Here is a 12,082-nt window from a genome sequence, read left to right as displayed (position 1 = left end):
CCTGGAGGACCGACCCGATGAAATTGCAGCGCGAGACCGTGGTCGCCGCCGCCCTGAAACTGCTCGACGAGGTCGGCATGGACGGCCTGACCACGCGCCGTCTGGCCCAGGAACTGGGCGTGCAGCAGCCCAGCCTGTACTGGCACTTCAAGAACAAGCGCGAACTGCTCGACGCCCTGGCCGAGGCGATGCTGGCCGAGCAGCAGCCGGCCGATCACGCCGACTACCCCGACTGGCGCGAGTGGATGGCCGCCCAGGCCCACGCCTTCCGCCGCTGCCTGCGCGCGCACCGCGACGGCGCCCGCGTGCACATCGGCACCCGCCCGCAGACCGCCGAGTTCGGCGAGGGCGAAACCGAGATGGCCTATCTGGTCGCCGCCGGCTTCACCCCGGCCGACGCCCTGCGCGCGCTGATTTCGCTGAGCTACTACACGATCGGCTGGCTGCTGGAGGAACAAGCCGCGACCGAAGCCGGCCGCGGCCCGGGGCAAGCGCCGCTGGCGCCGGACCCGCAGCGTTATCCGCTGATGGCGCAGGCGCAGACGGTGCTGAGCCAGAACGATGTCGACGCGGATTACGAGTACGGTTTGCGCGCGTTGATCGCCGGGTTCGAGGCGATGATGGCGCGGCGCGCCGGCTGAGCGGCGCCGGGCCGGTCGGGCGCGCGCGCCGGCGACTGCGCTAGATTGGGCGCGGGGATTGCCACCACGACCGGGATCAACGCATGTCCGTCTATGCCGCCGTGCTCGCCACCGCGCTGCAGTTCGCCGGCTGTCCGCCGTCGATCCTGGATCAACAGAGCCTGGCCAAGCCGGTGCCGCCGCAGTGGAGCGTCGAGGTCAGCCTGGGACGGCGCCATCTGGCCCGTGTTTGGGTCTACGACGGCCCGCCGGCGCAGCTGAAGATCGTGGACGGCATCAAGCGTGGCCAGGAATGGACCGAATGGCGCCCCGGCGAGGCCGACGTCTGGGTCGAATGCCGCTACCAGGATTCGGGGATCGTGCTCGCGCGCCATCTCGGCAAGGTGAAGTCGTGCCTGTTCGTTCCGCGCGGTTCGGGCGCCTCGTTCGATTGCTCGAACTGAGCAGCGGCGCGAACGACCATCGCGCGGCGCCGCGCGCGCACCGCGCTCAGTCCGCCGACACCGTCCGCCCGCGCGCCCACTCGCGCAGCTGGGTCACCTGCTCGCCCATCACCACCGACAGCGGCCGGGTCTGCTTGAGTTCGGCGCGCACCTGGAAATCCGAGAGCGCGGTGCCGGCGGCGTGCGCGGCGTACATCGCCGCGACGATGGCCTGTTCGATCTCGGCGCCGGAAAAGCCGTCGCTGGCCGCGGCGAGCGCGGGCAAGTCGAACCCGGCCGGATCGAGCGAACGCCGGCGCAGGTGGATCGCGAACAATTCCTCGCGCACGTCCGCCGCCGGCAGATCGACGAAGAAGATTTCGTCGAAGCGGCCCTTGCGCAGCAGCTCCGGCGGCAGCGCGTCGATCTGGTTGGCGGTGGCGACCAGAAACAGTTTCGAGCGGCGCTCGGCCATCCAGGTCAGCAGATAGCCGAGCACGCGGCGCGACACGCCGCCGTCGGTGTCGCCGCTGTCGGCCAGGCCTTTTTCGATCTCGTCGATCCACAGCACCGCCGGCGCCAGCTGCTCGGCCGAGGCCAGCGCGGCGCGCAGGTTCTTTTCGGTTTCGCCGTGGAACTTGTCGTACAAGGTGCCGAAGTCCAGCCGCACCAGCGGCACGCCGAAACCGGCGGCGACCGCCTTGGCGATCATCGATTTGCCGCAGCCCTGCACGCCCAGCAGCAGCAAGCCCTTGGGCGGATCGAGGCCGGGCGGCGGTTCGGCGCCGGTGAACACCGCGCGGCGCTGTTCGACCCAGCGCTTGAGCCGGCGCGCGCCGGCCACCTCGGTCATGCGCGCGCTGTCGTATTCGTAATGCAGGTGGCCGGAGCGGTTGAGCAGCTCGAACTTGAGCTTGGCCAGCTCGGGCAGGTCGTCGGCGTTGAGCGCGCCGTCGCGGAAGATCAAATGGCGCGCGATGCGGCGCGCGTCGACCGGGTCGATGCCTTGCAGGTTGCGCACGATCTGCTTGACCGCTTCGCCGTCGGCCTCGACCCGGCGGCCGCCGTTTTCGCGCGCGTAGTTTTCCGCTTCCTCGCGCACCAGTTTCAGCAAGGCGTTGGCGTCGGGCAGGCGCGGGGTGAAGCGCACCGCCAGCGCGTCCAGGTCCGGCGGCAGTTCCTGCTTGTGGCCGATCAGCACCAGCACGTGCGGCTCGCACTCGCGGCGCTGGGCGATCTCGCGCAGCAGGCGCTGGGTGCCGGCGTAGCCGAGGTAGGGATGGGCGTCGAACAGCAGATAGATGCCGCGCTGGTCGGCGTGGCGGATCGCCTGCAGCGTGGTGGAGATGTCGGGGGGCACGTCGGCCTCGTCCTCGCGATCCAAGTCGATCCGGCGCAGGCCTTCGGTGATCGACCAGCGGTACAGCGCGCGCCAGACGTTCATCAGCGCCTGCCGGAACAGCTCGACCACGCGGGTTTCGTCGCGGGTCTCGATCACGATCAACGGGGTGTTGGCGCGGATCAGCGCGGTGAGGTCTTGCAGGTCGCTCATGGGCCGGGGTCTTCCGTGGAAGGGGCATGATACGGCGGGCGCGGCGGATGGGCTCGGCTTGAGCGCTGCGGCCGTGTTCGGAGCGCGGATCTAGAGTCAGGAACGAGCGCAGAGGCGTGAGGAGCGAGTAAAAGCGGTAGGGCCGCGGCGTCTACTCACTCCTCTTCGCTCGTTTCCCGTCTCGATCCCGCCACACGCAAAGCGCGCCCTCGGCGGCTCACCCCGCCGCCTAAGCCGAAAGCCGTCTTGAGCCCGCGGCCGCCAGCCGCGACCATGGCCGTCACCGCCGCCGAGCCGCGCCCCATGGCCTTCGACGCCTTCGCCCTGGTCCTGGCGATGCTGGTGCTGGGCTATGCGTTCCAGCGCCTGCGCGCCCTGCCCGACAACGCCGCCCAGGTGCTCAACCTGGTCGTGCTCTACGTCTGCCTGCCCGCGGCGGTGCTGCGCTATGCGCCGCGCCTGCACCTGGAACCGGCCCTGCTCGGCGTAGCCGCGGTGCCGTGGCTGCTGCTGGCGGCGACCGTCGCGCTGGTCGGCCTGCTGGCGCGCGCGCTGACGCTGCGCCGCGACGAGCACGCGGTGTTGCTGCTGACCGTGGCCCTGGGCAACACCAGCTTCCTCGGCTACCCGCTGACCCGCGCGCTGATCGGCGAACACGCCCTGCCCTATGCCGTGGTCTACGACCAGTTCGGCGCGTTCCTGATCCTGTCCACCTTCGGCCTGTGGGTGCTGGCGCGCTACGGCGGCGACACCCGCCCGAGCGCGGCCGACATGCTGCGCCGGGTGCTGCGATTTCCGCCGCTGTGGGCGCTGATCGTCGGCTTCACGGTCATGCCCGCGCAGCCGCCGAGCTGGATCGCCGGCGGCCTGCAACGCCTGTCCGACGCGCTGCTGCCGCTGGCGATGCTGACCATCGGCCTGTCGGTGAAGCTGGCGCTGCCGCGCGAGGAACTCAAACCGCTGGCCGCCGGCCTGACCCTCAAGCTGGCGCTGATGCCGGCCCTGGCCTGGGCGCTGGTGCCGCTGCTCGGCCTGCACGGCGAAATGGCGCGCACCACGGTGCTGGAATCGGCGATGCCGCCGATGGTCACCGCCGGCGCGCTGGCCATCGCCCACGGGCTGGCGCCGCGGCTGGCGGCGGCGATGGTGGGCTACGGCTTGCTGTTGTCGCTGGCGACGCTGCCGCTGTGGGCGGCGGTCGGGTTAGCCTGACCGCTTTCGCCTCGCCCGATCCGATGACCCACGCCGCTGCGTTGCGGCCGCGCCCGGCCGCGGTCCGCCTGACCTGGATGTTGACGCTGGCGGCCGCGCTTAGCGGCTGCGGGCAAACCGCCGCGCCCGCGGCATCGACGGCGTCTGCTGCGCCCAGTCCGCCGCGCATCGCCGCCACGCCCGCTTCCGCGCCGGCGCCCGTTTCCGACGCCGCCGCGCAAACCGCCGCGAACGAGTGGCTGGACAAAGAGGTTCGCCGGGCGTTGCGCGCCCACACCGATGCGTTGAGCGCGCGCGGCGGCGCCAGCGATCGATTCGACCTCGCCCTGCTGCTGCCGCTGCTGCGGCCGGTGCCGGACAACCGTCCCGACGCCGGCGTCGACGCCGACGCGAACGCGCGCCGCGCCGCGTTCGTGAGCGCCGCCGATCTGCCCGGCCGGCAGGCGCTGGTGGCGTGGATGCAGGCGCTGGATTGCCTGGAGGCCTACCTGTGCGACGCGCAAGCGCCGCTGGCGCGGGCGCAACGGCTCGAACCCGACAACGCGGCGGTCTGGCTGCTGGCGATGGACTGGCCCGCCGACCGCCGCACCCGGCCGGAGGCGGCCGACACGCAGGCGCTGCTGGCGCGGGCCGCGAACGCGCCGCGCCACGACGACCATTTGCAGGCCATCGGCCGCGAAACGCTGCGCGCGTTGCGCGCCGCGTCCCTGCCCGCGCCGAACCCGGCGGCCGAAGCCGGATTGCGCCGGATGCTAGGCGCGGACGCCGCGCTGCCGGCCGCCACGGTGATCGACGCGTCGCTGGCGCTGCTCGCCGACCCGCGGCAGAAGCCGCAGTTCCATACCCTCGTCGCCGCGTGTTCGGCCGATCGCGCCCTGGCGCCGGACGCGCCGTCGCGCGCGCCCTGCCTCGCGGCGCTGAGCCGGATGGCCGACAGCGATTCGCTGGTCTCGCGCGAAACCGGCACGGTGCTGATGCTGCTGCTCACGCGCGGCGGCCCCGACGCCGCGCGCTGGCACGAACGCCAGCGGCGCTGGCAGTGGCTGCGCGCGAACGCGGCGCTGTCTTCGCCGGCGCTGATCCTGGCCTTCCGCGAACGCGGCCAAGCCTCGGTGCTGCAGGCCGAACTGGACCGGCGCGGCCAAGGCCGACCGCCGCCGGGTTGGCCGGACGAGGCGACCGGCCCGAACGACGCCGACGCCAGCGGACCGCCCCGCCTCACCATCGACCCGCCGGCCGCGACGCCCTGAGCGCGCCGGGCGTCGCCAGCGAAACGCCCGCGCGAGCGTCCGCCCGAACCGCCGCCGTCAGTAATCCGCCGGATTCGCGCTGAAGGTCACCGGCACGCTCACCGCCACGCAAGCGTTGTTCGGCAGGTTCACGCCGGCGACGCTGACGCTGCTGTCGCCGATCGCGCCGCCGCCGGCCGGGCAGGTGCCCGGCACCGGGCCGTTGCCGGCGCACGACCACGCGCCCGACAGGCGCACGCCGTTGGGCAAGGTGTCGGCGATGGTCGCGCCGTTGGCCGCGTCGGGCCCGGCGTTGCACGCGGTCAGCACGTAGGTGCCCGAGGTGCCGGGCGTGTAGCTGGTCGCGTTGTCGGATTTGCGCAGCGACAAGGCGGCGCACACCGCGTCCACCGACGCGCTGGCGCTGTTGTTGGCGTTGCCGCCGGGCGCCGGCGTGTTGAAGCCGCTCTGCGCCGAGGCGCCCTCGGCCACCGGCGCGCGCGCCGAGATCGTCGCGGTGTTGGCGATGGCCGCGCATTGGCCGGCGCCCAGGGTCGCGGTGATCGTGTAGGTCAGCCGTCCGCCCGCGCTGCCCGCGGCGCCGGCCGGCAGGGTCGCGATGCCGCCGATGGCGCCGCTGCCGCTGCCCGCCGGGCAGGTCGCGCCGCCGCTGGCGGCGCAGGTCCAGGACGTGAAGGTCAGCCCGGTCGGCACCGCGTCGGCGAGGTTCACCGAAGCGTCGTGGGCGGTGGTGTCGGCGACCGTCGGGCGCGAGGTGTTGTTGAAGAAATCGACGGTGAACTGGGTGTTGCCGCCCGGCGTCGGGGTCGCGTTGCCGACGGTCTTGGTCGTGGCCAGATCGACGTCGTTGTCGAGGATGGTCATGGTCGCGTTGACCTGCGCCGCCGCGGTGCAGGTCGAGGTCGAGCTCAGGGTGTAGGAACCCGGGGCCGGCTGCACGGTGAAGGTCACCGTCTCGTTGTCCTCGATGACGTTGTCGTCGACGATCGTGATCGGGATCGGGAAGGTCTGGTTGTCGTAGGTGCCGGCCGGGATGACCACGTTGACCTGGGTCGAAGTGCCGTTGTCGACGGTGTAGTCGCTGCCGACCGTGGCGGTGCCGCCGGTGATCTGGATCGGCACGGTGATGCCGCCGGCCGGCACGGTGCCGATCACGCGCAACTGCGGCAAGGTGCCGGGGGTGCCTTCGCGCACGGTGTAGGTGGTCGGATCGAATTCCAGGTACGGGGTCAGGGTGACCTGGATCTCGTCGAGGAAGTTGCCCGAGGAGATGTTGCCCAGCGCGCTGCTGACCGCGGCGAAGCCGAGCTGCTGCACGCCGCTGGTGCCCGAATAGGTGAAGGTGCCGCTGTAATCGCGCCAGCCGTTGACGGTGCCGCCGATGGTCAGCGTGCCCAGGCTGGCGAAGGACGGCGAGCCGCCGACGTTGATCCGGTCGGTGCCGTTGTTGGTGGTGCCGATGCGCGCGACCGGGGTGGTGATCGCCGAGCTGGTGCTGCCGCTGGCGTTGATGCCGAAGTCCATCACGTCCGGCACCGTGGCCGAGTCGCGGCCGCGGTGGCTCAGGCGCCAGTTGATGACCTCGCCGTTGGTCATGCACACGTTCTGGAACACGCGCGAAGCGGTGAAGGCATTGAGCTCGGCGTGCTGCTTGCCGGTGCGCGCGAGCACGCCCAGGGCGCCGTTGTTCCACAGCTCCAGCACCGGGCCGCTAGTCGGGTTGGGGGTGACGCCGCAGCCGCCGGCGGTCTGGTTGGTCTCGGTGGTGTTCCAGCCGGTGACCTGTTGCGGACCGACGTAGAAGCCCACGCAGGCCGCGGTGACCATGTTCGGGGCTTCGAACCCCAGGTTGACGAAGGTGCGCTGGACCTGCGCCGGCGCGGCGAAGCTGGCGGCGGCGAGCGCCGCGGCCAACAGCGGCGGCGCGTACCGCCGCGCCGGTCCGGCCGCCGCCGGATCGTGATCGGACTGCATGCGATGCCCCCCCAAGGAACTCTGGCCTACCGGACCCCATCGCCGCGGTAGCCGGATGCAAGACACATAAAGAGAGTTTTTTTAGCTTTTCTGCTTACGCAAAAACGTGCCGAAACTCCAAGTAACACATGCCCGGCACAGACACGGCCGCCCATCGCCCGCCGGCGGACCGCACGCCCGGCCCGGGTCCGGCCCCCCGCCGCGCACGCCGCGCCGCCACGTGATGACCCGCTGCACGAGGCCGGTGTACGCTGGGGTTCCGATCCGGAGGGAGCTCGCATGAAGACCGTGCTGGTGGCCAGTTCCAAGGGTGGTGTCGGCAAGACCACGATCGCGACCCACCTCGCCGCGCAGTCGGCGCTGGAAGGCTTGCGCACGGCCTTGATCGACGCCGATCCGCAGGGTTCCTCGACCCGCTGGGCGCAACGCCGCTCGGTCCTGGAAAGCGCGGTGCTGCCGCTGGACGGCACGCGCAAGAAGGCCTGGCGCAAGCACCTGCCCGAGGACGCCCAGCGCGCGGTGGTCGACGCCCCGGCCGGGGCCATGGCCGAGGATCTGGAATCCTTCCTCGACGTCGCCGACGCGGTGATCGTCCCGGTCCAGCCCTCGACCCTGGACATCGAAGCCACCGTCCCCTTCCTCGACACCCTGGCCCAGCACCCGCGGGTGCGCCGCGGCCAGCTGCGCGTGGGCCTGGTCGGCAACAAGCTCAAGCCCTGGACCAACGCCTCGCAGCAGGCGCTGGACCTGCTCAGCGAATGGCCCTACCCCGTGGTCGGCCAGATCCGCGACAGTCAGGCCTACGTGGTCATGACCGCGCTGGGCAAGAGCCTGTTCGACTACCACTCGCAACAGATCCGCGAGCATCAGGCGGATTGGGCGCCGTTGTTGAAGTGGCTGAAGAAATAAGGGAGCAGGAGATGGCGGATAGGAGTTAGGAGATAGCGAAAGCCGCTTTCTCTATCTCCTCACTCCTATCCGCCATCGCCTAGTCCGCTATCTCCCAGCCCATTCACCCACACCCGCCGCCGCACCCGCTACCCTGACCCGCCCTGCGTTCGCGCAAGCAACTCCCCCCATCCACACGATCCGTCAAGGCCTCATGCGCGAACTGATCCTGCTCCGTCACGCCCACGCCGAACCCGCCGCCAACGGTCAGGCCGACCTCGACCGCCCGCTCTCCGCCGAGGGGCTGGCCGAAGCCGAAGCCGCCGGCCGCTGGCTGGCGCAAAACAAACTCGTCCCCGACTGCGTGCTGTGTTCGCCCTCGCGGCGCACGCGCGAAACCCTGGAAGCCGTGCTCGGCGCGATCGGCTATGTCGAACAGCGCATCGAGCCGTCGGTGTACGAGGCCACCCCGGGCACGCTGATCACCCTGGCCGATACCCACCCGGAGGCGGAGCGGCTGATGCTGGTCGGCCACAACCCGGGCCTGGAACGGCTGGCCGCGCTGCTGCACAGCGGCCAGTCCGGCGACTATCGCGGCATGCCGCCGGCGGGCATCGCCGTGCTCAGCTTCGCCCCCGGCGCGGCTTTGGAACCGGGCTCGGCCCAGCTCAGCGCGTTTTGGTGGCCGTGACTGCGTCGCCGCGGCGCAGCCGCGGCGCGGCGACGGCGCTGCCTTGGGCGTGGCTGCTGCTGGCCGGCAGCGCCGGCGCGCAGTTGCCGCCGGCGCCGGGGCTGGCTCCGGCGCTGGGCGTCTTCCCCGCGCCGCCGGCCGCGCCCGCGCCCGCGCCGGGCCCGCGGGTGGTGAGCCAGACCGTTTTCGATCCGCTGCACACCCGTTTCAGCTTCGAGCTGCGCACCCGTTGGGGCCAGAAGGTCGAAGGCCAGTTCCCGCGCTACGACGGCGAAGTCAGCGTGCTCGCCGACGGCCGCCATCAGGTCCGCATCCGTCTGGCCACCGGCGCGGTGACGGTCGCCGAGTCCGAGCGCTACACCCGGCTCGCCCGCGGCGACCGGTTCTTCGCCGCCGAGCGCTACCCCTTCATCGAATTCCTGTCCGAACCGCACCCGGCCGATCTGGTCCGCACCGGCGGCGCGCTGCGCGGGCGCCTGACCCTGCACGGGATCAGCCGCATGGAAACCTTCGTCCTGAGCCCGGCCGCGTGCGCGCGCCCGGGCGAGGACTGCGACGCCATCGCCCACGGCAGCGTCAGCCGCGACGACTACGCCCTGGACGGATGGCAGTTCGCGCTGGGCGATCGGGTGCGTTTCACCATGCAAGTACGGCTGATTTCCACGCAAAATAAGCCTCCCCCGCCGCGGACTCCGCCGCCGCGGCCCCCCGAGACGGTTCCGGCCCGGCCGGAGCGCTGACCCACCGCCGCGGCCGCCCGGCCGCGACGCCAAGGAGCTGTACCGTTGAACCCCGTGTTGCGCGGCCTCGCGGCCCTGCTCGCCCTGTCCCTGTCGGCTTGCGCGTCGCTGAGCCCGGCCCAGCGCGACCGCGCCAGCGCGATCGCCGCCGCCGCGCGCTCGACCCAGATCGATTGCCAAGGCGAGCACGCCTGCGCCCGGCCCTCGCCGCTGTACGACCTGGGCCGCAAGGCGCTGGCCGAATCCGCGCCGGAGCAGCCGCGCCACTACGCGATCATCCTCGACCGCGGCCCCGACGCGCTGATGGCGCGGATCAACCTGATCCGCAGCGCGCGCCACACCCTGGACCTGCAGACCTACATCTTCGAGGAAGACGACGCCGCGCGGCTGGTGCTGGACGAATTGCTCGCCGCCGCGCGGCGCGGCGTGCGCGTGCGCCTGCTGATCGATCAGCTCGCGGCGATGCGCCACATCGACACGCTCGCCGCGCTGGCCGGCGCCCACGTCGATTTCGAGATCAAGCTGTACAACCCGGTGCTGCACCGCGCCCGCATCACCTACCCGCAGTACGCGCTGGCCGCGGCCTGCTGCTGGCGCCGGCTCAACCAGCGCATGCACACCAAGCTGCTGCTCGCCGACGGACAGGTCGGCATTTCCGGCGGGCGCAATTACCAAGACGACTATTACGACTGGGACGACCAGTACAACTTCCGCGACCGCGACGTGATCGTCGCCGGCCCGGTCGCGCAGGTGATGGGCACCGATTTCCAGGTGTTCTGGAGCGACCGCCGCAGCGTCCCGGTCGAGCGCTTGGCCGACGTCGGCCAGCGCATCATCGACGACGGCGTGCCGGCGCTGCCGCCGAGCCGGTTCGAGCGTCCGCAACGCGCGCAAGCCATGCGCGAGGCCGCCGACGACGAAGCGCAGGTGCGCGAGCGGCTGGTCGACCACGCGATCCCGGTCGGCGCGGTGCGCTACATCTCCGACACCCCGGACAAGCACCGCGAGGACGCGGAAACCAACGCCCTGGCCTCGGACTCGCTGCGCAACCTGATCGCCAACGCGCGCGACGAGGTGATGCTGCAAACGCCGTATCTGGTGCTGTCCAAGTCGGCGCAGGACCTGTTCCGCACCTTGCACGCGCGCCCCGACCGGCCGCGGGTGATCGTCTCCACCAACAGCCTCGCCGCCACCGACGCCTTCATCGCCTACGCGCTGTCGTACAAGTACAAGCGCCGCTACCTGCGCGAGTTCGGCTTCAACATCTACGAGTACAAGCCGTTCCCGGCCGACGCGCCGATCGACATCGCCGCCACCGGCGCCGATCTGCCCGACCTGGGCCTGCGCGGTCTGGCCGAACCCGAAGGCCGCGCCGAGCCCGGCGAGATCGACGGCGCCGGATTGGCCGAATCGCGGCGCCGCCGCGACGAGCCCGACCGCAGCAGCGTGCTGTACCGCCAGCGCTACCGCCAGCCGCTGACCCAAGAATACGCGGCGATGCGCTACGCGCGTCGCCGCACCAACGAACCGGTGCCGCTCAAGCGCGCCGGCGTGCGCATCGGCATGCACGCCAAGTCGATGGTGATCGACGAACGCATCGGCGTGATCGGCACCCACAACTTCGACCCGCGCGGCGACCACTACAACACCGAGAGCGCGGTGGTGATCGACGACCCCGCCTTCGCCCAGGCGCTGGCCGCGAGCATCCGCCGCGACATCGCGCCGGAGAACTCGTGGGTGATCGCGCGCCGCGACAAGCCGCCGATCTTCTCGGGGCTGGAATACTCGATCGCCAAGATCTCCGAACACCTGCCGATCTTCGACCTGTGGCCGGTGCGCTACGCGACCAGCTACGAATTCGTGCCCGGCCCGGATTGTCCCTCGCCGCTGTACCGCACCGACCCGGGCTTTCGCGCCTGCTACAAACCCGTCGGCGATTTCCCCGAAGTGAACCTGGGCGTGAAGAGCCTGACGACGCGGATGTTCACCGCGTTCGGCGCGGGGTTGGCGCCGATTCTCTAAGCCCACGATGCTCTGAGCCGCCGCTTCGGTTGGCCGCGCGCGTGGGCGCGGCGTAAGCCGCGATCGCGGGGTCGCAACCGCGAGGCATCGCGCCGCGCGGCGTTGCGATTCGTCGGCGTCCACAGACGAAAGCCGCGAGCCGGCGACGAATCGCGAGGTTCGTCGTCGTTGCGTTATCGCGGTCGCAGCTTACGCAGCTCCTACAGCCGGATACGAAACCCGCCGCAGCCCCTCCCTGTAGGAGCTGCGCAAGCTGCGACCGCGCCAATACCGCTACGGCGAAGCCCTTCGCGCCCGAACCGCCATCGCGGCTCACGAAGCCACCGCTTCGTTTCGCCGCGCGTGTAGGAGCGGCGTAAGCCGCGACCGCGCGGCCGCAACCGCAACACAACCTGCCACGCGCGTTGCGATTCGTCGGCGTCCGCACACGAAAGCCGCGAGCCGGCGACGAACCGCGAGGTTCGTCGTCGCTGCGTTATCGCGGTCGCAGCTCGCGCAGCTCCTACAGCCGGATACGAAACCCGCCGAAGCCCCTGTAGGAGCTGCGCAAGCTGCGACCGCGCCAATACCGCCACCGCGAAACCCTCACCGCGCCGGAACCCGCCATCGCGGCTCACGCCGCTCCTACCCCGAGCCCCGCACCACGACCTGCCGCCGCGCCTCCGGTCACACCCACCCCGCCCACGCCGT

10 protein-coding genes are annotated in these 12,082 nt (G+C 71.4%); 8 read left to right on the top strand and 2 right to left on the bottom strand.

From position 1 onward, the window contains the following. Nucleotides 1-17 precede the first annotated feature (17 nt). Nucleotides 18-641: a TetR/AcrR family transcriptional regulator C-terminal domain-containing protein gene (locus J5226_RS05275; protein WP_215838810.1), complete on the top strand. Its 624-nt coding sequence runs from the start codon at nucleotides 18-20 to the stop codon at nucleotides 639-641. Between the two features lie 83 nt (nucleotides 642-724). Next, nucleotides 725-1,084 (top strand): STY0301 family protein, encoded by a 360-nt coding sequence (locus tag J5226_RS05270; RefSeq protein ID WP_215838809.1) that lies wholly within the window; start codon nucleotides 725-727, stop codon nucleotides 1,082-1,084. A gap of 46 nt (nucleotides 1,085-1,130) precedes the next feature. Here the strand turns inward: J5226_RS05270 and J5226_RS05265 are convergent, their stop codons facing one another. Further along, nucleotides 1,131-2,615: an AAA family ATPase gene (locus J5226_RS05265; protein WP_215838808.1), complete on the bottom strand. Its 1,485-nt coding sequence runs from the start codon at nucleotides 2,613-2,615 to the stop codon at nucleotides 1,131-1,133. A 303-nt stretch (nucleotides 2,616-2,918) separates the two neighbouring features. On the opposite strand from J5226_RS05265, the gene J5226_RS05260 reads away from it, so the two are divergent. Then, nucleotides 2,919-3,827: an AEC family transporter gene (locus J5226_RS05260; protein ID WP_215840324.1), complete on the top strand. Its 909-nt coding sequence runs from the start codon at nucleotides 2,919-2,921 to the stop codon at nucleotides 3,825-3,827. A gap of 263 nt (nucleotides 3,828-4,090) precedes the next feature. Next, entirely contained in the window at nucleotides 4,091-5,077 is a 987-nt protein-coding gene (locus tag J5226_RS05255; RefSeq protein WP_215838807.1) for a hypothetical protein, read from the top strand. Nucleotides 5,078-5,134: 57 nt separating this feature from the next. Here J5226_RS05255 and J5226_RS05250 read toward each other — a convergent pair whose 3' ends face one another. After that, nucleotides 5,135-7,051: a Calx-beta domain-containing protein gene (locus tag J5226_RS05250; protein WP_215838806.1), complete on the bottom strand. Its 1,917-nt coding sequence runs from the start codon at nucleotides 7,049-7,051 to the stop codon at nucleotides 5,135-5,137. 279 nt (nucleotides 7,052-7,330) lie between these two features. Here J5226_RS05250 and J5226_RS05245 point away from each other — a divergent pair, with 279 nt between their 5' ends. The 4 genes from J5226_RS05245 (at nucleotide 7,331) to J5226_RS05230 (ending at nucleotide 11,392) form a co-directional block, all read left to right on the top strand. Beyond that, nucleotides 7,331-7,960, top strand: a complete 630-nt coding sequence (locus J5226_RS05245; RefSeq protein ID WP_215838805.1) for a ParA family protein — start codon at nucleotides 7,331-7,333, stop codon at nucleotides 7,958-7,960. Between the two features lie 193 nt (nucleotides 7,961-8,153). Then, entirely contained in the window at nucleotides 8,154-8,630 is a 477-nt protein-coding gene (locus J5226_RS05240; RefSeq protein ID WP_215838804.1) for a histidine phosphatase family protein, read from the top strand. Continuing rightward, a complete protein-coding gene (locus tag J5226_RS05235) occupies nucleotides 8,627-9,370 on the top strand; it encodes a YceI family protein (RefSeq protein ID WP_215838803.1) in 744 nt (247 codons plus the stop codon). Before J5226_RS05240 ends, J5226_RS05235 begins: the two co-directional genes overlap by 4 nt. Before the next feature lie 45 nt (nucleotides 9,371-9,415). Beyond that, entirely contained in the window at nucleotides 9,416-11,392 is a 1,977-nt protein-coding gene (locus J5226_RS05230) for a phospholipase D family protein (protein WP_215838802.1), read from the top strand. Nucleotides 11,393-12,082: the final 690 nt, after the last annotated feature.

The sequence above is a fragment of the Lysobacter sp. K5869 genome (assembly GCF_018847975.1).
In the GTDB taxonomy this organism is placed as follows: domain Bacteria; phylum Pseudomonadota; class Gammaproteobacteria; order Xanthomonadales; family Xanthomonadaceae; genus Lysobacter.
The sequence above is the reverse complement of the archived record's forward strand: the minus strand, read 5'-3'. Positions and strand labels throughout refer to the sequence as shown.